Annotated in this window: 19 protein-coding genes and 1 pseudogene; 14 read left to right on the top strand and 6 right to left on the bottom strand. The window is 32.7% G+C overall.

Features of this window, described 5'->3' with window-relative positions; genetic code table 11:
- Positions 1 to 128 precede the first annotated feature (128 nt).
- Entirely contained in the window at positions 129 to 1,244 is a 1,116-nt protein-coding gene (locus ACFFGL_RS12035; RefSeq protein ID WP_309730664.1) for a T9SS type A sorting domain-containing protein, read from the bottom strand.
- Between the two features lie 144 nt (positions 1,245 to 1,388).
- Between ACFFGL_RS12035 and lysS the strand changes: the two genes are divergently transcribed.
- The 4 genes from lysS (at position 1,389) to ACFFGL_RS12015 (ending at position 7,025) form a co-directional block, all read left to right on the top strand.
- Positions 1,389 to 3,083 carry a lysine--tRNA ligase gene (gene lysS / locus ACFFGL_RS12030; protein WP_309730666.1) on the top strand — a complete coding sequence of 565 codons (1,695 nt, stop codon included), beginning with the start codon at positions 1,389 to 1,391 and terminating at the stop codon, positions 3,081 to 3,083.
- Positions 3,084 to 3,181: 98 nt separating this feature from the next.
- A complete protein-coding gene (locus ACFFGL_RS12025; RefSeq protein WP_309730669.1) occupies positions 3,182 to 3,919 on the top strand; it encodes a hypothetical protein in 738 nt (245 codons plus the stop codon).
- Positions 3,920 to 3,943: 24 nt separating this feature from the next.
- Positions 3,944 to 4,483, top strand: coding sequence for a hypothetical protein (locus ACFFGL_RS12020; protein WP_309730671.1), 540 nt, complete (start codon positions 3,944 to 3,946; stop codon positions 4,481 to 4,483).
- A 52-nt stretch (positions 4,484 to 4,535) separates the two neighbouring features.
- Positions 4,536 to 7,025 (top strand): zinc-dependent metalloprotease, encoded by a 2,490-nt coding sequence (locus tag ACFFGL_RS12015; protein WP_309730674.1) that lies wholly within the window; start codon positions 4,536 to 4,538, stop codon positions 7,023 to 7,025.
- Positions 7,026 to 7,147: 122 nt separating this feature from the next.
- Here ACFFGL_RS12015 and ACFFGL_RS12010 read toward each other — a convergent pair whose 3' ends face one another.
- Positions 7,148 to 8,086, bottom strand: coding sequence for a transporter substrate-binding domain-containing protein (locus ACFFGL_RS12010; RefSeq protein ID WP_309730677.1), 939 nt, complete (start codon positions 8,084 to 8,086; stop codon positions 7,148 to 7,150).
- Between ACFFGL_RS12010 and ACFFGL_RS12005 the strand changes: the two genes are divergently transcribed.
- Entirely contained in the window at positions 8,085 to 8,267 is a 183-nt protein-coding gene (locus ACFFGL_RS12005) for a hypothetical protein (RefSeq protein WP_309730679.1), read from the top strand. The genes ACFFGL_RS12010 and ACFFGL_RS12005 overlap by 2 nt on opposite strands.
- A 21-nt stretch (positions 8,268 to 8,288) precedes the next feature.
- On the opposite strand, the gene ACFFGL_RS12000 is transcribed toward ACFFGL_RS12005, so the two are convergent.
- Positions 8,289 to 9,251: an endo alpha-1,4 polygalactosaminidase gene (locus ACFFGL_RS12000; RefSeq protein ID WP_309730681.1), complete on the bottom strand. Its 963-nt coding sequence runs from the start codon at positions 9,249 to 9,251 to the stop codon at positions 8,289 to 8,291.
- A gap of 523 nt (positions 9,252 to 9,774) precedes the next feature.
- Between ACFFGL_RS12000 and ACFFGL_RS11995 the strand changes: the two genes are divergently transcribed.
- The 5 genes from ACFFGL_RS11995 (at position 9,775) to ACFFGL_RS11975 (ending at position 15,944) form a co-directional block, all read left to right on the top strand.
- Entirely contained in the window at positions 9,775 to 11,145 is a 1,371-nt protein-coding gene (locus ACFFGL_RS11995) for a tyrosine-type recombinase/integrase (RefSeq protein WP_309730683.1), read from the top strand.
- An 899-nt stretch (positions 11,146 to 12,044) separates the two neighbouring features.
- Positions 12,045 to 14,189 carry a catalase gene (locus tag ACFFGL_RS11990; RefSeq protein WP_309730686.1) on the top strand — a complete coding sequence of 715 codons (2,145 nt, stop codon included), beginning with the start codon at positions 12,045 to 12,047 and terminating at the stop codon, positions 14,187 to 14,189.
- Positions 14,190 to 14,366: 177 nt separating this feature from the next.
- Entirely contained in the window at positions 14,367 to 14,795 is a 429-nt protein-coding gene (locus ACFFGL_RS11985) for a hypothetical protein (RefSeq protein ID WP_309730689.1), read from the top strand.
- 11 nt (positions 14,796 to 14,806) lie between these two features.
- The gene (locus ACFFGL_RS11980) at positions 14,807 to 15,331 is read left to right on the top strand and encodes a DUF421 domain-containing protein (protein ID WP_309730690.1); all 525 of its coding nucleotides are present in this window, start codon (positions 14,807 to 14,809) and stop codon (positions 15,329 to 15,331) included.
- A 61-nt stretch (positions 15,332 to 15,392) separates the two neighbouring features.
- Positions 15,393 to 15,944, top strand: a complete 552-nt coding sequence (locus ACFFGL_RS11975; RefSeq protein ID WP_309730693.1) for a hypothetical protein — start codon at positions 15,393 to 15,395, stop codon at positions 15,942 to 15,944.
- Position 15,945: 1 nt separating this feature from the next.
- Here the strand turns inward: ACFFGL_RS11975 and ACFFGL_RS11970 are convergent, their stop codons facing one another.
- Both ACFFGL_RS11970 and ACFFGL_RS11965 read right to left on the bottom strand, forming a co-directional pair.
- On the bottom strand, positions 15,946 to 16,956 hold the full coding sequence (locus ACFFGL_RS11970; protein WP_309730696.1) for a helix-turn-helix domain-containing protein: 1,011 nt from the start codon (positions 16,954 to 16,956) through the stop codon (positions 15,946 to 15,948).
- 263 nt (positions 16,957 to 17,219) lie between these two features.
- Positions 17,220 to 18,368, bottom strand: a complete 1,149-nt coding sequence (locus ACFFGL_RS11965) for a zinc-dependent alcohol dehydrogenase (RefSeq protein WP_309730699.1) — start codon at positions 18,366 to 18,368, stop codon at positions 17,220 to 17,222.
- A gap of 233 nt (positions 18,369 to 18,601) precedes the next feature.
- Between ACFFGL_RS11965 and ACFFGL_RS11960 the strand changes: the two genes are divergently transcribed.
- Genes ACFFGL_RS11960 through ACFFGL_RS11945 form a run of 4 tightly spaced genes read left to right on the top strand, consistent with a single transcriptional unit; the run spans position 18,602 to position 23,010 of the window.
- Positions 18,602 to 20,041, top strand: coding sequence for a glycosyltransferase family 2 protein (locus ACFFGL_RS11960; protein ID WP_309730702.1), 1,440 nt, complete (start codon positions 18,602 to 18,604; stop codon positions 20,039 to 20,041).
- Positions 20,038 to 21,120, top strand: a complete 1,083-nt coding sequence (locus tag ACFFGL_RS11955; protein ID WP_309730704.1) for a glycosyltransferase — start codon at positions 20,038 to 20,040, stop codon at positions 21,118 to 21,120. Before ACFFGL_RS11960 ends, ACFFGL_RS11955 begins: the two co-directional genes overlap by 4 nt.
- 1 nt (position 21,121) lies before the next feature.
- Entirely contained in the window at positions 21,122 to 22,150 is a 1,029-nt protein-coding gene (locus tag ACFFGL_RS11950) for a glycosyltransferase (protein ID WP_309730706.1), read from the top strand.
- Between the two features lie 5 nt (positions 22,151 to 22,155).
- Positions 22,156 to 23,010: a glycosyltransferase family 2 protein gene (locus ACFFGL_RS11945; protein WP_309730708.1), complete on the top strand. Its 855-nt coding sequence runs from the start codon at positions 22,156 to 22,158 to the stop codon at positions 23,008 to 23,010.
- Positions 23,011 to 23,377: 367 nt separating this feature from the next.
- Here ACFFGL_RS11945 and ACFFGL_RS11940 read toward each other — a convergent pair.
- A pseudogene (locus ACFFGL_RS11940) lies at positions 23,378 to 24,644 on the bottom strand (chloride channel protein).
- Positions 24,645 to 25,081: the final 437 nt, after the last annotated feature.

Raw genomic sequence — 25,081 nt, 5'->3', positions numbered from 1 at the left:
AATAATTTGACGCTACAAAGTTACAATTATTATTAGCTGAATATAAAAAAGCCACAATCAAATACGATTGTGGCTTTTTCAACAAATCAACTCCACTCTACAAACGAGTTTTAAAATTTTAAAATGCTTTATTTAATCGAAAGTTTTTTTATGATACTTTCTTTTTTAGTTGAAATTTTTAAGAAATAAACACCCGTAGAAAATTCTGAAATTGAAACTTCTTGTTTTCGTGAAGCATTTTGGAATGAAAATTCTTTTATTAATTTTCCGTTCATATTAAAAAGTTGCATTTTTTCAACTTCAGTATTATTTAATTGAATTGTAATATTATCTTGAGCTGGATTTGGATAAATTGAAAAATCTATCGTTTCAAAATTCCCGGTAGAAAGTGCCACGCTTTGTTCTAAATAATCGGGCACATTGTTCGAATTAGTATCGTCATCTGTTGGGTCTCCATTTCCATTATAATCTTCATCCGCGGTTAAAACGCCATCACCGTCATCATCCTCATCTAAATAATTAGGGATATTATCGCCATCGGTATCGTCATCGTTTAAATTGCCATTGGTGTTTAAATCTTCGACAGAAGTCACTACTAAATCACTATCGGTATCTTGACTACAGTCTGTAGTTGAAATAGTAAAACTTGTCATTGCATAACAATTGGAATTGGCATTTTGTACTCGTACATAAATTGTTTGTGGATCATTTGTATTAGTAAAAGCTGAGGAATTTACTATTTCGTTGGTTTCTGCATCGGCATCTGACTGACTCAAATAAAAAGAAACATCAAACATACTAGGGTTTTGACTTCCTAACACGATAGATTCATTAAAGGTTAAATCAAACGTTCCGAAACCTTGATTTCCACAGACCACAATATCTTGAGCTGGATTAGCTATAGCTTCTTCTCCAACTTCTAGAAAAAGTAGTGATGTTTCAAAATTTCCGTTTCCTAGCTCTTCAACTCGAGCGTATAGTGTCTCGTTAAAAGGAGTTGTGTTTGTATAAGTTGGTAGTACTGGATTTACCGCATCTTGAGCATCATTTATTGTAACATGGTAACTCACTTGAAAATTCGATGCCGATTGACCGTTTAATACATCATTATCTGCTTGTGTTAAATCGAATGTGGCGAAACCATCTGTATTTACTTCACAGACAGTTAATGTAGCATCGCTTGCGGTAACTTGCGCAAATGTTGTGCTAGCCACTAGGCTAAATAATAGTAATAGTTTTTTCATGATATTGGTTTTTCGTTTTCATATATAAAACAAATCAACTAAAAAAAATCCTACTTTGCTATTAATTTAAAAAGCTTTTCCTTGCTTTTTTGATTGCTAACTTCTTTGTAATTATCTTTGCGCCTTTAAAAATAGAAATGACTTATGCAATTATCTGAACAAGAACTTGTACGAAGAGAAAAATTAGCTTCGCTTAGAAAATTAGGCATCAATCCGTATCCGGCAGATTTATTCCCGGTAGATCATACTTCTGCTAAGATTAAACAGGAATTTGAAGAAGGAAAAAAAGTGATTATCGCAGGTAGATTAATGTCTAGAAGAATTCAAGGTAAAGCTTCTTTTGCTGAATTACAAGATTCTGAAGGACGCATTCAAGTTTATTTTAATCGTGACGAAATTTGCCCGGGAGAAGATAAAACCCAATACAACGATGTTTATAAAAAATTGTTAGACTTCGGAGATTTTATTGGAATTGAAGGAGAATTATTTACCACGCAAGTAGGTGAAAAAACTGTGATGGTGAAAAAATTTACGTTGCTGAGTAAATCGTTAAAACCGCTTCCGTTACCAAAAGTTGACAAAGAAGGAAAAGAGTTCGATAAATTTAATGATCCTGAAATGCGTTACCGTCAGCGTTACGCAGATTTAGCAGTGAATCCCAAAGTAAAAGAAATCTTCAAAAAGCGTACAAAATTATTTACCGCGATGCGAAATTTCTTCAACGAAAAAGGATATTTTGAAGTTGAAACCCCAATTTTACAATCAATCCCAGGCGGCGCTGCTGCAAAACCATTTGTGACGCATCATAACGCGTTAGATATTCCATTGTATTTACGAATTGCGAACGAATTATATTTAAAAAGATTAATTGTTGGCGGTTTTGACGGCGTTTATGAGTTCTCTAAAAACTTCAGAAATGAAGGAATGGATAGAACGCACAATCCTGAATTTACCGCGATGGAAATTTACGTAGCCTACAAAGACTACAATTGGATGATGGACTTCACCGAAAAATTGCTCGAATATTGCGCATTAGAGGTTAATGGAACTACCGAAACTACTTTTAACGAACACAAAATAGATTTTAAAGCGCCGTATAAAAGAGTAACGATGACCGATGCCATTAAAGAATTTACCGGTTTTGATATTACTGGAAAATCTGAAGCTGAAATTAGAAAAGCAGCGGAAGAAATGGATTTGGAAGTTGACGAAACGATGGGAAAAGGGAAATTAATCGATGAAATTTTTGGCGAAAAATGTGAAGGAAATTACATTCAGCCAACTTTTATTACCGATTACCCGAAAGAAATGAGTCCGCTTTGTAAAGAACACCGCGACAATCCAGAGTTAACCGAACGTTTTGAATTAATGGTCTGCGGAAAAGAAATTGCCAACGCTTATTCTGAATTAAATGACCCGATCGATCAGCGTGAGCGTTTTGAAGAACAATTAAAATTATCTAAAAAAGGTGATGATGAAGCAACCGAATTTATCGACCAAGATTTCTTACGCGCCTTAGAATACGGAATGCCGCCAACTTCTGGTTTAGGAATCGGAATGGATCGTTTAATAATGTTTTTAACCAATAATCCATCAATTCAAGAAGTGTTGTTTTTCCCGCAAATGAAACCGGAACGTAAAAAGATAGAATTAACCGAAGAAGAAAAAACGGTCCTAGATATTTTAAAGAAAGAATCTCCACAAGAATTGGAAACTATAAAAGGAAAATCTGGACTTAGCAATAAAAAGTGGGACAAAGCCATTAAAGGACTTCGCAAACATAATTTAGCTACGGTAAATAAAACCGATGAGGGTTTGTTTGTGGAATTGGATGAGTAAAAGACAAGAAAACTTAAAAATATTATTTTAAAAAGGAATCATTCTTAGTTGGGTGATTCCTTTTTTATATTTTACTTTTAAATTGCAAAATAGTATTTATGAAATATCTTAGACCTCTTATTTTAGTTTTTATTACTTGTACTTTTTTTTCTTGCAATTCATTACTTCTAAAATTAATAACCTCAAAAAAAGTTAAAACAGAAGTTTTTTATAACCAAGAAAAAGATAAAACGCTAGTACTTTTTCCGATGGTACATATTAACCGTCCAGAATTTTATGCAGATGTAAAAACGAAGTTAGAAAAACTTCGGGAAAAAGGATATACTGTTTTTTTAGAAGGTGTGGCATTAAAAGATTCTACTGCTTTTTCGCCAGAAGAAATAGATACCATTACACGTAAGATGAGAAAAATTACAGGAATGTACTTGAGTAATTATAAAAATCAGCAAAATAAATCTATTCCAAGAGCTATTAGAAATAGTAAATACAGCTCTGAAAGTTATGAAAACATGGGGTTACAACCTGAAGACATTAACGTCGATATTCCGATGAACGAGTTAATCGAAATCTACGAAGAGAAATACGGTACCATAAAATTAACCAATTGTGATTGGCAAACCAATTATTTAGAAAAATATGAATGCGAAACTGTTCCTCAAGTTCGCGCTGATGATATTATTGTTTACACTAGAAACGACACTATCGAAAAGCGGGTCTATGAGTCTAAACTAAAAAAAATAGCTTTAGTTTATGGTGGTAAGCACTTTGATTTTATAAAAGGTGGCTTTCTAGGAAATGGTTATAAAGAAATTGATACGATAGATTTATTTGATTAGATTTTATTTTTCTATTTTAGAAAAATGAACCTGCAAAAACTTCCGAAGCAACCGTCGCTGTTTATATCGTATCTTCACGTAAGTAAATGGCTATTGATTTCCCAAGGACTTTTTATCGCAGAATCTGTTATTTATGGGTATCAATTACAGCAAGCGCAATTATATAATTCTACTATTTGGATAGCTTTTTGGTTGAGCTGTTTTCTGTTTGCATTTATGCATATTTTCTTAGTATTTATGGATAGCTGGTCGCGTTTTCAAAATTATAAACGCATAAAAGATCAACTTTTTGAATATGGTTTTCAACCGAAAATAGCGAATAATTATATTTCCTCTAAATGCCAACGTCACGCACTTAAAATTGCCGCGAAAGAATTAGGCTTATTACCAGAAGTTGATCAATTTCTAAATCGAATTGGGATTCGCTGGTATCATTTTATTCCAAAATTCGTGGCAAAAGATCCTTTTTTTCTTTTCAAAAAACATTTTTGGAATCGAACTTTCCTTGAAAAATATTATGCTCCAAAATTTTCTTATCGAAAATTGTACAACCTTTCAGTTTAAACCATTTCAGTAAAATTAGGTCAAAGGTGTAACCGACATTAATTTCATTCCTATGAATCAACGAATTATTTTAAAAACGTGTTTTATTTTTCTTGCACTATCACTTTCCAGTTGTGCAATTTTTCAATCACAAGAGAAAAAAAGTACTTCAGAAAAAAAATCCTCTAAAAAGGATGGCGATATAAAAGCCTACAACAAAGTAATTACAAAAGAAGCAAAGTCTGATGATGGTCTTTTTACCGTCCATTACCTTGATAAAAAATATTTCTATGAAATTCCAGATTCGCTTTTCAATAGAGAGATGCTCATGGTTACGCGAATTGCTAAAACTGCAAGTGGTTTAGGTTTTGGTGGCGGCAAACAAAATACCCAAGTTTTACGTTGGCAAAAGAAAAACGATCGCGTTTTGCTTCGCGTGGTTTCGCATGAAGTTGTAGCAGCAGATTCATTACCGGTTCATGAAGCGGTTATAAATTCTAATTTTGAACCGATTTTATATTCTTTTCCTATAAAAGCTTTTCATAAAGATTCGCTGAATAACGCTACCGTTATTGAGGTAAGCGATTTATTTGGAAAAGATGTAAAAGCCTTAGGAATAAGAGAATCACAAAGAGAAAATTATAAAATTTCACGTTTAGATGATGACCGTTCCTACCTCGACACCATAAGAAGTTACCCAAGAAATATTGAAGTTCGGCACGTAAAAACCTATAATGCGAGCAAACCGCCTTCTAATAAAAGTACCGGTTCAATTTCTGTAGAGCTAAGTAACTCGATGGTTTTACTTCCTAAAGAACCTATGAAACGTCGCTATTTCGATCAGCGAGTTGGTTGGTTTGCCAGAAGCCAAACCGATTATGGGTTAGATGCGCAAAAAAGTAAAAAAGTCCGTTATTTAGATCGGTGGCGATTAGAAGTTAAAGAAGAAGACATTGAAAAATTTAATCGCGGTGAGTTAGTTGAACCGAAAGAACAAATTGTCTATTATATAGATCGGGCGACTCCCGAAAAATGGCGCCCTTACATAAAACAAGGAATTGAAGATTGGCAAGTTGCTTTTGAAGAAGCGGGTTTTAAAAATGCCATTATTGCCAAAGACGCGCCCACAAAAGAAGAAGATCCCGATTGGAGTCCAGAAGATGTTCGCTATTCGGTGGTGCGTTATTTAGCGTCTCCTATTCCAAATGCAAACGGACCGCACGTGAGCGATCCGCGTTCCGGAGAAATTTTAGAATCTGATATTAATTGGTATCATAATGTGATGACTTTATTGCGCAATTGGTTTTTTGTACAAACCGCTGCCATTAATGAAAATGCGCGTGGCGTAGAATTTAAAGATGAAATTATGGGAAGATTAATTCGTTTTGTTTCTTCCCACGAAGTTGGTCACACGTTGGGTTTACCGCACAATATGGGAAGTAGCGTTGCGTACGATGTAGAAGATTTACGCGATGCGGAATTCACCAAAAAATATGGAACTGCACCTTCCATCATGGATTATGCAAGATTTAACTATATCGCTCAACCGGAAGATGGCGATGTGGCGTTAATGCCAAATATTGGTCCGTATGATAAATACGCGATAAAATGGGGCTATAAACCCATTCTCGATAAAACTGCAAAAGAAGAAAAAGAAATTTTAGACGATTGGATTCTTGAACACGCCGGCGATCCTATTTATCGCTTCGGAAGCCAACAAAGCGGAAGTGTAATCGACCCGAGTTCGCAGACGGAAGATTTAGGAAACGACGCGATGAAAGCGAGTATGTACGGAATTAAAAACTTAAAACGTATTGTACCCAATCTAATTGAATGGACAAAAGAAGACGGGAAAGATTATGAAGATTTAAATGATTTATACAAGCAAATTTTAGCGCAATACAATCGTTATATGGGACACGTAACGGCTAATATTGGTGGCGTTTACGAATATTACAAAACCTACGATCAAGAAGGCGCGGTTTACAAGCATGTTTCAACTGAAAAACAACAACGCGCTATGCAATTTTTACAAGAAAATTTATTTGAAACGCCAGATTGGCTTCTAGAAAATGAGATTTTTAATAAAATTGAATTCGACGGAAGCGTAGAGCGGGTTCGCCAATACCAAGTTAGAACGCTAAATAATTTATTGGAGTTTGGCAGAATGGCGCGCTTAATTGAAAATGAAACCTTAAATAGTGAAGAAGCTTATGGTTTACTTGATATGATGACTGAACTTCGTGAAGGAATTTTCGAAGAATTAAATTCAACTGAAAATATTAATACGTATCGAAGAAATTTACAGCGCGCATACGTAGATAGAATGGAATATCTTATGAAAAATGAGCAGAAAGAAATTCCGGCGCGTTATAGAAATTACATCAATAGAAGTTCAATTAATGTAAGCCAAAGTGATATTCGCCCGGTTGTGAGAGGTGAATTAGAAGCTTTAGAAAATGAGCTTCAACGTAGTTTACGTAGAAATAGAAACACGATTACAGAATATCATTTAAAAGATTTGCTCAAACGAATCGATTTAATTTTAAATCCGAAGCAATAAAAAATAAGGGGCTAAAAATCCTATTCTCCTCATCCTGAACTTGATTTAAGTTTTCTATTCTGATTTAGAATTCAGCATTAAGAGATTTTGAATCAAGTTCAGAATGATGTTTTTAATTCGTTTTAAAAATCTTTCAGTAATGTATTCCACTCCATCGTTTTTAATAATGCGATTAATGCGGGATCAAACTTTTTTACTAAAGGCGAATCTTTCGGAAAAGCGTAACTAAAATAATCTTTTTTCAACGTTTTTTGAAGTACTTCTAAATCGGTTTCTTTTCCGTTTTTTTCAATTAAATAATTTAAAATAGGCTGATCGTAGACAAATAAATTCGTTTTTCCATCGATTAATTGTTGTATTCCTTCTTCACCACTTTTTACTTTTTCATGCTGAATATTATAAAGATTTAAAAATTCTTGTGAACTCGAACTTTCTACCGTAGCCACAGAAAACCGTTCTAAATCTTGCACATTTGTAATTTCATCATTTATACTTTGCACGGTTAACGCCGATGCGATTCCTGCGGTTAAACTGGAAATTAAAATTATGGCTAAAAACATCCAGATTAAACCTACAATTCTTCCGCCGGTTGTTCTGGGAGATTTATCACCATAACCGACGGTTGTCATTGTTACGGCGCTCCACCAGAAACCTTCTTTAATTCCGCTGAATCCTTTTCCGCCAAATTCATCGTGATTATGCTTTCGTTCAAAAAACCAAACCAATAATCCGAAAATGAAAATAATTCCGATGAGTAATAAAAGGGCTGAAATGAAGTCCCAACTCCATAAATTTTTGAGAAAATGCCAAGCCTTAGATTCCGTTTTTTTCGCAACTGCGGTGTGAGAAATAAAATAGGGTTGAGAAAAATCGAGCGTTTTCATTCGATTGTCGGTAACCGTTATGGGGTTTATGCTTAAATCTACTTCTTTATTTTCAATTCCATTTAGTAGTTCAGCAAGTGAATTGTAGAGTTTGTATTCGTAATTATAAGATAAGTCTTCGTTTAACATTTCCCACGAAGAAATACTTAACCCCGAAAAATTATTTCCTTTTTTCATGACAAAAGGAGGCGTTTCGGTAATGCCAATAATGAGTTTTTTTGGCGAATTATTTTGTAGAGAATCTTGTGAATTAGCCGAAAATGCAAACGAAAAAAATAATAGGAAAAATAGAAACCGAAAAAAATTCATAATCGCAAATAACTTTTTAAATTCTGCTGAAAAAGCTACAAGAAATTAAAATAGTATGCAACTTAAATTTTTATTCGAAATACTCGTAAGCATCAATAATATCAAGATAAACACCTTGAAAACCGGCATTCATTATTTTTGAAAGATACGCTTCTTCATTTCCATATATTATTTCCTGCCATTCTTCTTCCCAATATTTAACTTTAAAATTTCCTTCCCATTCAGGGTTTTCAGCTTCAATAAAATCGGGGAAATCTCTATTCCAACTTTCTTTCCAGTAATAGCGGTAATCTTCAGCTTCACCAATTGAAAGATACGCAATTACCAATCGTTTTCCTCCATTAGCTTTTTGTTTGAGTTGCTCAATTTCTGCGGAAGAAAACTCGGTCTCTGCTTGAAAAAATAAATCGGTTATTAACAAATCATAATTGGTTAGCTGAACTTGCTGAATAAAATCTGCTTTTGAATTAAAATTTTCTGTATTCAAAAGGTATAAGAAATTTTGAACTTGCGAAAGTGAAGTTACATTTTCATTATTTTCTCCTGGTAGTTGTTGCAAAGGAATTTTATTCAACTCTCGATCTGGCGCAACAAACGGAATATAATTTTGCGACATATTTTTCTGATAAGCCAAACTCACTTTTTCCGGACTGAAACAATAATCGGTTACTAAAATTTGTTTTCCTTCAGCTTGAATTTTTTGCAAGAATTGATTTAGGTTATTAGTTTCTTCAACTGGCGTTTGTTCATTGATTAGGTTAAACCCAAAATATAAATCTTCTTGACCTACTCCGTCGATCGCTTCTAAATATGGTTGATTTAAATCTCCGGTCGCCTCTTGATTATTTGCAACTAATGCTATTCCATTCTGCGGAATAATAATAAATTCAGAATTTTTATCAATCGCATCTTCATGAATATTGATGACAAAATTCCGCATTTCTTGCGCATAATCTATAGAAGATTCATTCTTATCATTATCACTACAACTCAAAATAAATAGCAATCCCAAACCCCAAAATATCTTTTTCATTTTTTTAAAATTCACAATCTAAATATACGAAAGGAAGGTTTGTTTGAGAGAAAAAAAATAAAATCCCGAGCATTAAAACTTTTCAAATTACAACCTGTTAGTTATGCATCTTCTTTAAAAAAATTAAATAGTCTCGGGATTTCTCTTTTTTGATTGATGAGAACTGTTAATTAAAACTATAAATCAAAAGTATAACAACTTTGAACACCAAATTATACCTTATACTGGGTATTTTTTTAAATTTAAAGCACAAAAAAACCCTCTAAAATCAAAAGATTAAAGAGGGTTTGAGTACTCGGGACGGGACTTGAAATGTACGATTTCTTACTTTACTAAAACCCTATATTTTACAGCAAAAGCATTAATAAAATCAACACTTTAAAAGAATTATTGTCGAAATACACTATTGAAGTAGATTGAATAAAATTGCATTAAATTGAATATTTGCGTACAAATTGCGTACAGGTTTTTAAAAATTGTACGTCAGAAATATTTATATTTGAGTGTTCAAATATTCAAAAATATGGCAACCGTTTATTTTTTATACCGTTCTACACGTAAAAAAGCACCGTTGACTATCCGTTTACAGGATAATAATGCTAAAGGGCAAAAATTTCAATTTCAAGCAAAAACAGAATTAGAAGTAACCAAAGAATTTTGGGAAAAGACAAGGCACAAAAAAAGAAACGTTACAGCATCCGATAAAAAGATTATTTCAGATGTAAACAATGAACTTTCAGAATTAGAAGAAAGTGTTTTAAAAGTTTACAAAAATGAAAAGCCGAACCCCGAAATTAAAGACTGGCTAAAAAATACCGTTCATAATTACTTCAACCCAATAAAAGAAGAAAAGAGAAGCGATTTAATAACGGACTGCATAACTTATGTAATTGACACCGCCAATATTAGAGAAAACAGCAAAAACGGCTTAGGCTTATCTAAAAGCCGTATTAATTCCTATAAAAATCTTTTAAAGATTATTGAGAAGTACCAAAAAGATAAAAGCCCGATTAAAGTTAAAAATGTAGATATACGTTTTGGCAAAGACTTTTTAAACTGGCTTATCAATAAGCAATACTATTCAGAAAGTTATGCACGAAAAAAAGTAGATGACTTAAAAACAGTTTGTCGAGATGCAGAAATTGACGGAATAGAAACAAGCACCCAACTAAGCAAAGTTAAAGGTGGGAAACCCCAAAAAGAACACATCATTTATTTAAGTCAGCAGGAATTAGAAATAATAGAAAATATACACATAGTTAGTCCCGCGTTACAAAACGCCCGCAAATGGCTTTTATTCGGTTGCCACATAGGACAAAGAGGTAGCGACCTATTAACAATAAACGAAAATAATTTTGTAGAACGTCAAGGCTTGGAAGTTATAGAACTGAAACAAAAGAAAACAGGCAAAAACGTAACGATACCTATACTTGAAAAAACTAAAGAAATACTTAAAGAGGGTTTACCAAAAAAAATATCTATTCAAAAACTAAATACCTATTTTAAAGATGTTTGTAAACTGGCAGGAATAGACCAACTAACAGCAGGCAGTAAAATTGTAATGGTAGATAAAAAAGGTAATGAAATCTCTAAAAATGAGAAAGGTAAGTATATTGAAAAAGGAGTTAAAAGAACCGTTGTAGGCACGTATCCTAAACACGAACTTGTAACCTCACACGTTTGCAGGCGTTCATTTGCCACTAACTTATATGGCACACTACCAACCGCCCTAATAATGCAAATAACAGCCCACAGCACCGAAAAAATGTTTTTAAAGTATATTGGTAAAAACGCATTAGACTATGCGCAACAAATAGCTGATTTTTACGAATTACAGAAACTTAAAGAGAATAAAGAACCTCAATTAAACATAATTAAAAATGCATCAAATTAATTATAGTATATTATACACTCATCATCTCCGCTAGATATCTTTCTGAAACCACAAAATATTACAAAAAATTGGCTGAATGCCCCCTTATATTTCGGAACTTAAATGGCTTCTAAAAAAATTCTCAATCTTATGTGCAAACTATAGAATGCTAAAAGTCTCAATTAATTTAGTATAGATGTTTTTAAATATTTCAGAAAATAAGCATATTAAAACTTTTAAATTCCCGCACAATTTATTAAAAACCCTCTATTAGAATGAATGTGCAATGGGTTATCTTTTGGCAATTAAAAAAAGTTGCACAACGAGATTAATAAAGAACAAAGTTAACCTCGTCAGAATGAACATCTCGAAATCCCACAACTAACTAAAACCAATGACTTTAAACGGTTGAAAACTGCTAAACTAAATAACAAAAGAGCTGTCGAATTTTAAATACGAATCAATCAACTAGACACCCCAAATCGATTTATTGGTTTACAAATTGCAGGGCTTCCATAAGAAAGAAATTGAAATTGTAGACAAAATTTGACATTCCCCAACACCTTAAATCCATAGATTGATGCAAGTAATGGAGTTATACTATAATTATCATTAATTCCAAAATAACTTATCAATTTTTATTTCGACTCCCTTATCATATAAATGGAGTGAATACTGAGATAAAATTACTTTATTGAGCAGCTATTTTTTGGCATTACAATGCTCTATTAACTCTATTGCAATTCGTATTGATTTAATAAGTAGCAGAAAAGTTAATTACTTATTAAACTATCTAAAATATCAGTTTTAAATAACAATTATCAATAATTTTAAAAAACTTGTAGAAGATTTAATTGATATAGCTCTTTGTGCAAATCAATTAGGTTTCGGGATTATTATTTAATCAATTTAATTACGTCATGAAAAATTCTAACAAAAACCAAAAACAATCTAATTCATCTAAAGACAAGAACTTAGAGCAATTCAGAGAAGAAGGAAAAGACAAAAAAATGACCACGAACCAAGGAGTTAAAGTAAATGACACCAACAACTCTTTAAAAGCAGGCGAACGCGGTGGAACTCTTTTAGAAGATTTTATTTTACGCGAAAAAATAACACATTTCGATCACGAACGCATACCAGAACGTATTGTTCACGCTCGTGGTAGTGGAGCGCACGGTTATTTTGAATTATATGAAAGTCAAGAAAAATATACCAAAGCCGGAATATTTACCGACACTAAACGTAAAACGCCTGTATTTGTTCGTTTTTCAACCGTTGCCGGTAACAAAGGATCTGCAGATTTAGCAAGAGACGTACGTGGGTTTTCTACTAAATTTTATACAGAAGAAGGTGTATTCGATTTAGTGGGAAACAACATGCCGATTTTCTTTATTCAAGATGCGATGAAATTTCCGGATCTAATACATGCTGTAAAACCAGAACCTGATCGTGATATTCCACAAGCTGCATCGGCACACGATACGTTTTACGACTTTGTCTCGTTAACCACGGAAACTTTGCATAACCATATTTGGGTAATGAGCGACCGTGCCATTCCTAGAAGTTATAGAATGATGGAAGGTTTTGGAATCCATACCTTTCGCTTAATTAATAAAGAAGGAAAATCGCACTTTGTAAAATTCCATTGGAAACCCTTATTAGGCGTTCATTCTGTAACTTGGGATGAAGCTGTAAAAATACACGGTGCCGATACCGATTTTCACAGACGCGATTTATGGGATGCTATTGAAGCTGGTCATTACCCAGAATGGGAACTTGGTTTTCAAATAGTACCCGAAGAAGATGAGCATAAATTTGATTTCGATTTATTAGATCCTACGAAATTAATTCCCGAGGAAATGGTGCCGGTACAACGTATTGGTAAAATGACTTTAAATAGGAACCCAGATAATTTCTTTGCGGAAACCGAACAAGTAGCTTTTCATCCGGGACATTTAGTTCCAGGTTTAGACTTTACTAACGATCCTTTATTACAAGGACGCTTATTTTCATATACCGATACACAGTTATCACGTTTAGGTAGTCCTAATTTTCATGAAATTCCAATTAATCGTCCTGTAAATGAAGTTCATAATAATCAACGTGATGCCCATATGCGAATGACGGTAAATAAAGGGAAAACTGCATATTTCCCTAATTCTATAGGAGGTGGTTGTCCGCATTTGGCAAAAATGGCAGAAGGTGGCTTTACTTCTTATGAAGAACGTATCGATGCAAAAAAGGTTCGTGAACGTAGCGAAAGTTTCAGCGATCATTTTAGTCAACCTGCTTTATTCTACAGAAGTTTAAAAGAATGGGAAAAAAATCATATAGTAGATGCTTATACTTTTGAGATTGGAAAATGTACCTACGATCATGTTAAAAAAAGAATGTTATATGTAATTGCTGAAATAGATAAAGACTTAGCAAAAAAAGTGGGTAAAGGTTTAGGCATGGAAATTCCTAAAGAAATAGAAGAACCCGTAAATCAAGCAATTGGTGCAGATGCTGATGTTAAGAAACATCAACCCGGGAAAAAGAAAAATTACTTAGAAAAATCGGATTCTTTAAGTCAAACACATCTTAAAAGCGATAGTATTGTAAGCAGAAAAATTGCTATTCTTGTTGGTGATGGCTTTGATGGTGAAGCTACTATGAATATGAAAAAAGGCTTAGAAGAAAAAGGCGCAATGCCAAAAATCATTGCTACTCACGGCGGAACAGTTAAATGTGATAAAAATAAAGACCATAAAGTTGATGCGGCTATTCTTACCACAGAGAGCGTTTTGTTTGATGCCTTTTATGTACCGGGAGGAGAAAAAAGTGTAAAAGCACTTTTAGATGAACCTAAAGCAAAAAAGTTTATTAATGAAGCTTTAAAACACTGTAAGGCAATTGCGGTAGAAAAAGAAGGAGAGCAGTTATTGGATGAAACCTATGGCAAAGATTTTAAAAACGATGCTTGCGTATTTATCAATAAAAAGGTAGCTGATTTTGCCCACGGAATTGCTCAACATAGAAATTGGGAGAGAGAGGAAAAAGCTAAAAAAATTCCTGCATAACTTAACTCATTGCCCAACTATATTTTATTGAAAGCTATGGTTATCTTTATCATAGCTTTTAATTTTTATAAAATCTTTTTGATAGTTTTTATCGGTTTTTTGGTATCTTAAGGGTTTATACATTTCCTTTTTTTACGGAAGATAAAGCTAATTTTTAAATCTAAAAATCTATCAACAATGATGTTATTTTTTTCGAGCATTACAGCGACAACCGTAATGACGTTTTTTAGCTATTTTTATTCTGAAGTAAAAAATGAAAAGTTTAAAGAACCGCAATTAATTAATATATTGATCAATCGACTTCCGAATTTTTCGACTGCTATTGGGAAACACCATATTTTAGGATGGTTCTTACATTTTTTAATCGGTTTTATTTTCACAGCTTTATTTTTCTTAATCTGGAAATATATTTCTATTTCGTGGTTAAGCGGAATTGTATTAGGATTTTTTGCTGGCTTACTCGGTGTTTTAGGTTGGCATATTGCATTTTCTGTACACCCGAACCCACCTGAAATTCAGTTTTCAAAATTTTATATTCAGCTTATTGTTGCGCATTTTTTATTTGGTTTAAGTTGCGTTGCTTTTCTTAAAATTTTTCAACCTTAAAACTAATTACCATGATTCAAAAACTATTTTCTATTTCAACCGAAACATTTTTATTTATTATTTTCTGTTCGGTAGGCATTTATTTCGGTATTATTCTATTCACCAAAATAGCAGGAAAACGAAGTTTTTCTAAAATGTCCAGTTTCGATTTTGCGATGACTGTTGCTATTGGTTCCCTTTTTGCCAGCGTCATTCTATCTTCAACCATTAATCTAACTGAAGGACTTTTAGGCTTGGCGATGTTGTATATTTTACAAATGCTCATTGCCATTTTGCGGCGTTTTAAAGTTGTGCAATCGGTAGTGGACAACAAACCTTTATTACTGATGGACGGCGAAAAAATATTAGATGATAATCTACGAAAAGCACGCGTAGCAGAATCTGATTTACGCGCAAAATTAAGAGAAGCGAACGTGATTGAATTAAGCGAAATTAAAGCGGTTATTTTTGAAACGACCGGCGATATTTCTGTACTTCACACCGCAGATGACAGTAAAAAAGTAAATGATTTTTTATTAAAAGATGTGAAAAAATAATACCTTGTTTTTTCATTTGTGTTCATATTTTTTTTCATTCGGTTAAACTTAGTCAGGAATTATGAAGTCATTTGTGAGCAAAAAGATGGATAAATTCAGTAGAAACTCTTTAATTGGTGGAGTTGTTGCTACCGTTATTACTTCTACAGGAATGATTTTAATGGGTCACGTTTCTGGTTTAGAAGCGAAAGATTTAATTATTTCTTCGCTACCGAGACTGAATACTTTTTTTAATACTGTCGTGCTTGCTTCAGCAACTATTTTAACACTATTGCTCACGATAACCAATATTAGTCACGGTTCTAAATCTACATTAAAAAAGACCTATTATATTCGAATTCTAAAAATCGCAAAGTTAGACGCTACGGTTTTTATTGTAAGCGTGATAACTTTTTTGCTGATGAACAATCCGCTTACGGAAGCGGAAAGTATTAACACCAGTTATTACAGCTATCTTTATTATGTTTGGTCTTCGATTTCGAGTATTGTTTGTGGGGCGATTGTAGCGGTAATTATCATGCTTTATTATACCATTACTACGCTAATTTCTATTGTTGGTTTGAATAAAGAAGATCATCCGCTACTCCATAATGAAGAGCCGGAAGAAGCTTAAACTACTTAGAACTTAAATAGGTACTAGGAGCGACTTTGTATTTTTCTTTAAATATTTTTGAAAAATAACTGCGGCTGGATAAACCGATTTCATAGACGATCTCACTGATATTTTTTTCACCCTCATCCAACAATTTTAAAGCCAGTTCTAGGCGTTTATTTTTAATATATTCATTAATGGAGTGCTGATGTTTTAGCTGAAAACCTTGCTGTAACTTTTGTTTGCTTAAACCGAATTTTTTAGAAATTTCATCAATAGTTTCGATATTCATTAAATGCTGATCGATGTAATTCTCTACATCATTTACAATCTCAAACTCACTTTTTCGAAGAATACGTTGCTGGTTATTTTCTTTTAAATCGTCTTCATATTTTGTGAGCATTAACGAAAGTGCTTCTAACGCTTTTGCGCCTAAAAAATTAACGCGAACTAAATTATCTTTATCAAATTCTTCAATTTCCTTAATCACTTGCGCCAAATGTAAAGTGTAATTGCTTTTGTAAAAAACTTCTCGCACGCCTTCAACATCGGCAAAAAGTTTATAAAAATAATACGGAATATCTTCTAATTTATAATTAATGTGTTCCCGAAAAGCTTTCCGATCGATTTCTACCAGTTGAAAATTAAAATATTCATCTACCGGAAATTTATAAATATGACCGAAATGATAATATGAAGAAATAATCGCGCTTTGGTATTGCTGAATTTTTCTGCGCTCACCATCCGGTTTTATAGAGTGAATGAGACTTCCTTCTAAACAATAAAAGAACTTTAACGGATGTACTTTTTTGCTGGTAAAATTAAAAACGACTTGCTTTTTGAATTTTCCCTTAAATTGAAGTAAACCCACACCATTCGGAAAATTTATTCCTTGTATAAATCCTTCGCCTAACGATTTTGGAAGTTCTAATTTATATTCAGAAAGGCTTTCGGTTAAAGACGTTTCGAATTGCGCAGCTAATTCGCTTAAAATATCTTTTACAAAAATTCCTTGAATGTTAAACACCTCCATATTTACACGTATTTTATAAGCCTAAAATTACTTATAAAGACATTTTGGAATTCTTTAAAAAAAGTTAAGCTTTTTTAAAAAAATGTTATGAAAAAAATATAACCGAATTTTTTTAGCTAAGATTTATGTAATTGAAAGGAATAAGGTAATTTTTAAATTCCATTTCATCTCGACTTCATTAAATCATTTCTTTATATATAAAATCCTTTGCAAAATTTTACAAAGGATTCTATACATAAATGAAAGGTTTTATTTTTAAAAAATTAAGGGGTCAAAACCACTTTCACACAACCATCTTCTTTATTTCTAAATTTCTTGTAAGCTTCCGGAGCTTCACTTAATTTCATTCTGTGTGTGATAATAAAAGAAGGATCTATTTTTCCTTCTTCTACTTTTTTAAGTAGAGGATCTAAATAATGTTGCATATGTGTTTGTCCCATTTTTAAATTAAGGGATTTATTCATCGCCATTCCCATTGGTAGACCATCAACCTCTCCTACATAAACGCCGGGTATAGAAACATTTCCTCCTTTTTTACAGGATTTAAATATTTGAGCCAACGCATGTGGCTGTGCTTTATCAAGATCTTTTTTGAAACCCTCTGTACCGTGAGCTTCTGCACCAACCGCATCAATACAACAATCAGGGCCCTTGCCACCTGTCATTTCCATCAGTTTGGCATATACTTCATCTGCATCTACAGTTCTAATAACTTCAGCCTTACTATGTTTCTCAGCCATATCTAGACGTTCTTTAATCACGTCTATAGCAATTACACGTTTTGCTCCTAGCATCCAAGCACTTTGTATTGCAAATTGGCCTACTGGTCCACAACCCCATATTGCAACGGTGTCACCTTGTTTAATATCAGCATTTTCAGCTCCCATATAACCGGTTGGGAAAATATCAGAGAGAAATAAACTTTGTTCGTCACTTAAAGAATCCGGAACTTTAATTGGTCCAAAATCTGCATAAGGAATTCTTACATACTCAGCCTGTCCTCCAGAAAATCCTCCCAACATATGCGAAAATCCAAATAGCCCGGAAATGGAGTGTCCTAAATTTTCTCTACAAAGTTCTTCATTCGGGTTAGAATTGTCACAAAGAGAATATTTGTGATCATCACAATAATCACAATTTCCGCAGGCAATCGTAAACGGAACTACAACACGATCTCCTTTTTTTAATTTTTTGACATCTTTTCCTAATTCTACAACCTCTCCCATAAACTCGTGACCAAGGACGTCACCATCCTTCATTGTAGGCATTAGATCGCCATAAATATGGAGATCGGATCCACAAATTGCGGTAGAAGTCACTTTAATAATAACATCTCTTGGATCTTCAATTTTTGGATCGGGGACATTATCAATTCTTACATCCTCTTTCCCATGGTAACACAGTGCTTTCATAATGATTTATTTAATTAGTTATTAATTGAGTACTGTATTAAAGATACTTAATTAAAAGGTTTGAAATGAAAAAACTATTGAAGTTTAACAAGTTTTATGAATATTACAAAAACTATATACTATTTTTCATAAAATAATTAAATAAATTGTCTGCAATACAGTCAAGTGTTTTCCGTATAAAGCACTTTATACCTACCCACATTCTTTAGTTTTATCATCTTAATAAAGTTTTTATGAGAAGAGGTTTTCTGTATTGTTTTATATTCTTAGTTGGTTTATTTTTAATGTGGTACGATTCTTCAATTTTTGTGTTTTTATTACTTATTAATTTTGGGTTTCACTATTTCCAATTAATAAGTCAGCTATGGCTGGCATATAGAAAAAAAAGTATGTGTGCTCCTTTAAAAAAGAAAAAAACTCCTCCATTTATTTCAATTCATATCCCTATTTGTGATGAGCCTCCAGAAATTGTAATTCCTGTAATTGAGAGTTGTTTAAATCAGACTTATTCAAATTTCGAAATTATTGTCTTCGATAATAATTCATCCCAAGAGGCTAATTGGAAACCAGTACAAGAATTTTGTGCCTCACATAATAAAGTTAAGTTTTTCCACCAGAAAACGCTTAAAGGGTTCAAGGCTGCCGCGTTAGATTTTTGTAGAAAAAAATCCCATCCTTCATCGCAATACGTTTTTACGGTTGACGCCGATTATAGGTTAGATAGCACATGTTTATCTACCGCAATTCGCTATATTACCAATTCTAAATTAGCAGTCGTACAATTCCCTCAAGCTTATTATAATGCTTCGGAGCAAAATTTTCTTGTAAAAGAACTTGAACATTACTTTAATATATACGCTAATGGTGGAAATAAATATGGCACAGCTCTACCAACAGGTACACTTTCATTAATCTCTGTAAAAGCTTTAGATAAGGTAGGAGGCTGGAAATCTTTTTCTCTTACCGAAGACGCTAGTTTAGGGATTAAATTGCGAGCCAAAGGTTATAAACTACGGTATATCCCTAAAATAGTAGGTAAAGGTTTAGTACCTTCTACTACCATAAGTATTTGTAAACAACGTAATCGATGGATTTACGGCAATATGCAATGTTTAATTAGTTTGATAAAAAACAGTAAATTACGCTTGAATGATAAGTTTATCATTAGTGTACAACTTAGTGCTTGGATAAATTTTTTAGGTTTTCCTAGCTTGATGCTTTTATTATTGCTTATTTCTAGGCCTTTTAATCAAAGTTTACCACTGCAAACTATGGTACAAATTTGTTTGGGACATTACTTACTATTTATCCTTGTTAAATTACTTATTTTTAAAAAAAGCAAGAGTTCCAATAATGAATCATGGATAGGAGCCTTCTTTGTTCATTTATCTGTTGCCAGTCTTGGCGCATTTGATTGGTGGCCTGCGGTTTTTGGCTATTCTAAACGATTTATAAGAACCAATAAAAAAAAGAAACGAAGTAAGAAGTTTAATATATTTCCTGCCTTTTTTACGAGTATTTTATTATGTACTAACATTTTCTTTTTTTATCAGCTCGAATTTTTCACCCAATTTCTCTTTTCTTTAATAACATCCTTATGGGTAATTAGTAATCTCGTTTTTTACAAACAATTTTTAAATACCTCACATTCCTTAAAGAAAGTTATCTCATGAAAATAGCCCTATTAGGACATTCAAAGCATCCTTTAAAAGAGCCTTTTGCCGGCGGTTTAGAAATGATTCTTTATGCGTTAGCTGAAAATTTATTGCAACGGAATATTTCGGTAGATGTTTATGCTTTGGAAGGATCTGACCCAAAACTGAATGTAAAAGCTTTAAAATCAATTGAACCGGTATTAGAGAAAAAACCTTTTCAGTCTTCAGAAAAAGAGTTTTTAAACGAACACTTTACTTATAGTGAGGCGCTTCGTAAAATAAAGGAAGGAAACTATGATTTAGTACATAATCACTCCATGCATTATCTACCTCTAACTGAAGGAAAAAACTTTCCTATTCCTTTTCTTACAACCTTTCACGTCCCTCCGTTTCCTCTTATACAATTAGGCTTAGAATTACGCGGAAAACAACCGGGGAACGACTACTTCAGTTTTGTAAGTAATAATTTATCAAAACAATTTGAAGATTTAGTTGAAGAACATTCCGTAATTTACAATGGAATATCGACCGAGTTTTGGAAGCCTACCACTCAAAAAATTGAAACAAATTTAGTAATGTGGTATGGAAGAATTTGTAAAGAAAAAGCTCCACATCTTGCTATAGAAGCTGCTATTAAGGCTAATAAGAAAATAATTGTTGCCGGGCCTATTTCGAATACTACATACTACCAGAAGTATATTGAAAAATCTTTAACGCATCCCAATGTAATATACAAAGGACATTTAACCCAAGTTGAAATTCGTAATTACCTTCAAATTAGTTCCGTTTGTTTATTTACGAGTGTTTGGGAAGAACCGTTTGGGTTAACCCTTGTAGAAGCTTTGGCCTGCGGAACGCCAGTTATCGCATGGAAAAAAGGTGCTGCAACCGAAATATTAGATGATACCTGCGGAATTTTAATTCCGGATGTCTGCACAAATTCAATGGCAGCTGCAATTTCAGTCGCACAAAATTTAAATCGAAATAAATGCCGTGAAAAAGCAGTTCAGTTTTTTAGTATCGATAATATGGTAACTAACTATATCAGACTTTATCAACATTTAATTAAACATCACCAAATAAAAATAATGTCTTAATATGATTGGGTATTATGCACATCATCACGGTTCGGGACATTTAACAAGCGCTAATTATTTTGCAAAAAAATTAAAAGGGAGACTTAAAATTTTTAGTAGTCTCGAAAACAATAAAAATAAAGAAATAAGTTTTTTATTACCTACTGAAGATCCCGATGGCACAGCTTTCCATAATAGCACTGTAGAGTTACCTTCCTATTTACACTATTCCCCTGTGGGGCAGCAGTCTATTTACGAACGAAGCTTATTATTGCTAAACTACTTAAAGACCTTTGCTATACAATTAATGATAATTGATGTAAGTGTAGAAATTGCAGCTTTATGTAGAAGTAGTTCTGTACCCTATGCATATGTAAGATTACCAGGAAACCGAAATGATAAACCTCATTTAGATGCTTTTAAAGGAGCTATAGTTTTATTGGCTTATTTCCCTGAAGCCTTAGAGAGTTCCAATACGCCCAATTGGGTTAAAGAAAAAACCATTTATACCGGTTTTTTATCTTCAGAAAATAGGAAGTCGGTTTCTTTACCGAAAATTGAAACAACCAAACGTGTTTTAATAATTAGTGGTAAAGGCGGAAATGATAAATTAGAATCAAGCGCTGAAATAATTGCTGAAATATTTAAAGGATATGAAATTTTAGCTGCCGGAAATTTCAATAAAAAAGTGAAAGGAATTCGCTATTTAGGCTTCGTTAACAATTTACCTTCTTATTTGGTAAAATGTGACATCATAATTTGTAACTGTGGGTTAAATACAATAGCTACAGTGCTTCCTATTCATAAACCTACTGTTTTAATCCCAGAAGAACGTCCGTTTTCAGAACAAATTACAATGTGTAAACAATTGCTAAAATACAATCGTTTTTATACTCTAAAAGATATTGAAAGTGATTGCAGCGTACTATTTAAAGATGTTGAGCCTCTTATTTTTCCCTCTGCTTTAAAACAAGATTTTTTTAAAATTTTAGCCGAAAAAAATAACACTACATCTCAATTACTAACCAAGCTTATTGATATAAAAAAGTAAATAAAATGAAGAAATTTTCTTTAATTACGATTACCTCCGGTAGAAAAAAGCACCTTTTCAACATGTTAAGAGGCATTCAAAAGGCAAGTATTCTTCCTACTGAAGTTATTATAGTTGCCATAAACCTTACACTTGATCTTAAAGAATTCACCAATTTGCCTATAAAAATAATTACAATTGAAACTTCAGTTGAAGAAAATGTACCTTTAGCTAGTGCAAGAAATTTAGGGGCAAAATCAGCCAGTACAAATAACCTACTTTTTCTTGATGTAGATTGTATTCCTTCCCATACCTATTTTGAAGAAATGCTAAATGCGTTACAAGATAAGAAAGGATTAATTATGGGGACGCCTCGATATTTAACTCAAGAAATTAAAAAAATCAATAATAAAGAGTTAAAGGAGAAAAGCGTATTACATCCTGATAGAAATTTTAGTCCAACGCTATATTCCGAAGAAAATTACTCGCTATTTTGGAGCCTTTGTTTTGCGATTGAAAAGAATAATTTTGATAAAATTGGCGGTTTCGATGAGAGTTTTAAAGGTTACGGAGCAGAAGATACCGATTTTGCTTGGACGTGCAATAGGAGAAATATACCTTTTTCTATTTCTCCTGCGGTAGCATTTCATCAGCAACATCCAGTTTATAAACCGCCATTACAGCATTTTCATTCTATATTACAAAATGCAGAAGTTTTTTTTAAAAAATGGGGTTGTTGGCCCATGGAAGAGTGGCTTAAAGAGTTTGAGAATTTTGGATTGATTATATGGGATATAAAATTTAACAAGATAACCCTGAAAAAAGTTCCTTCGCAAGAAATGCTTAAAAGAGCTTATAAACCAAAAAAAGCTTTTGTATAGATATAAATTATGTAAAAAAATATGATTATAAATTTTTAACTCACGAATTATATTTATTAAAGACCTATATTTCATTCGGTAAATTGAGGTGTTTTAAATATAAGTAACTGTCTAGTAAAAGAGCTAAAGCGGATTAAAGACTCCTGACATTTCGGAATGTAAGATGATCCTTAATTGAACACAAAAACAGTTCAGTTCGTGCTCAAACCGCTATTGCCGTAAAACATTGTTCTAAGCAGTTATTATCTACTTATTTTACACTCTCCTAATATTGCTTTTCCTGCTTTTTGCTCAAATTTTTTATTAAAAGTTAACATATCCCAATCCTAAACTCTTTGCGCTATTTTCAATTCTAATTTTCGTTCAGTTATTTTTCCATTTGTGAACTAATAAAAGGTATTTTCGGAGCTAAAAAATAGCCTGTTAAACTTGCAAATAAGATTGGAATAAAATGACCAAACCCTGTCAATGTAGCAAGTAAAATTGTTGTACCCATTGGTGTTCGAGTTACGCAAGCGTTAATTGCAGCCATACAGCTAACTATCGCTAATGTTAAATTTATTGTTGGGAAAAGTTTATGTATAATTAGTCCTAATGTAGCTCCTACAAAAAATAATGGAATAATAAATCCACCTCTCCAACCTGATGTTACTGTTATTGAAATGGCTATGATTTTGAAAATTAAAATTGCAAACAATAAAGTCATTGAAAAATTTCCTGACAATAGTTCGTTAATTTCGTGATGTCCAAAATACCTTGTTAATGGAAAGTAGAATGCGATTATTCCAAGTAAAATACCTCCAATTAGTGTTTTGATATAAATGGGAATTGGTCTTTTCTCAAATAAAGATTTAAAAATTTAGTGCAAAAAATAAAAGCCCACCCAAAAGTAGCTCCAACTACTGCAAATATAACGGAATAGCCAAAATCAAAAATCCCTGAATATTCATATGCTGATAAGTCCCATATTGGGCCAAGTCCTAAATGAATGATTAATGCAAAAACCAAGTAACTAAAACAGCTTGCAACAAATGCAGGAATAATAGCTTTGTAATATTCAACTGCGTGTTTATGGTGCAGAATCTCCAACGAAAAAAGACTTCCACCTAAAGGAGCACCAAATAACGCTGTAAACCCTGAAGCCATTCCTGCTATACTTAATGACCGTAATTCTTCTCCTTTAAGTCTTAATAATTTAACTAACCAAGATCCTGTTGAACCTGTCACTTGAACTAACGGTGCTTCAGGTCCAAGACTTCCACCTGACGCGACACATAGCAATGAAGAGAAAATCATTGATGGGTTGTTTTTAGGCTCAAGTTTACCTTTATTAAACCGAATATTGTTTACGATTAAATGTATTTCTCCCGGATCTCCAATGAAATGAATTACCAAGCCTGCTAAAAGTCCGCAAATTGCCATTAACGGAATAACTTGCCAATCATTAAAAAAAAAATTAATTGATGAGTCAGAAACTCAAGTCCAATCCAATAAATTCCTGCAATTATTCCTCCGATTAATCCGAGTAAAGCCCATAATAAAAAAGTTCGACTGAAAACGAATGGATTAAATCGGACAGGTTGGTCTAAAATATTTAAGTATGTTACTAATTTTCTTCTTCTTTTTAATTTCACTATTTCGTATCTGTTTTAAATTGCTTACAACGTGTTATTTAGTGGGTAATGAATGTTTTAAAAAAGAAAACGAGGAGACCTATAATGTGTTTTAGAATTACAATTTTTCAATATGTTTCAGCGCTTTCTATCTATACAGATATAAAAAGCAATTTGGTATAACAAAATATAATTCCGATAAAATAAGTAATTTGGTATCTCTATATTCATTTCAATTGTAAAAATATGGAAAACTATTAGAAAGACGTAGAAATTGATATATCAAAAAAACATTTGATTGTTATGGTTATCCAGTTTTAACTAAACTAAGATTCCTCATTGGTTATAGAAAGGTTATAAGATAGTTTCTAAAAAATTGTAAAACTATCTCGATAGTATTTTAATATTTAGAGAATACAAATTATTATTTTTTTAAAATAAGCACTTCATTTTAAATA

Origin of the sequence: Mesonia maritima (assembly GCF_042433895.1) — a bacterium.
In the GTDB taxonomy this organism is placed as follows: domain Bacteria; phylum Bacteroidota; class Bacteroidia; order Flavobacteriales; family Flavobacteriaceae; genus Mesonia; species Mesonia maritima.
Note: the sequence above shows the minus strand (reverse complement) of the source record. Positions and strands in the feature narration are given on the sequence as shown.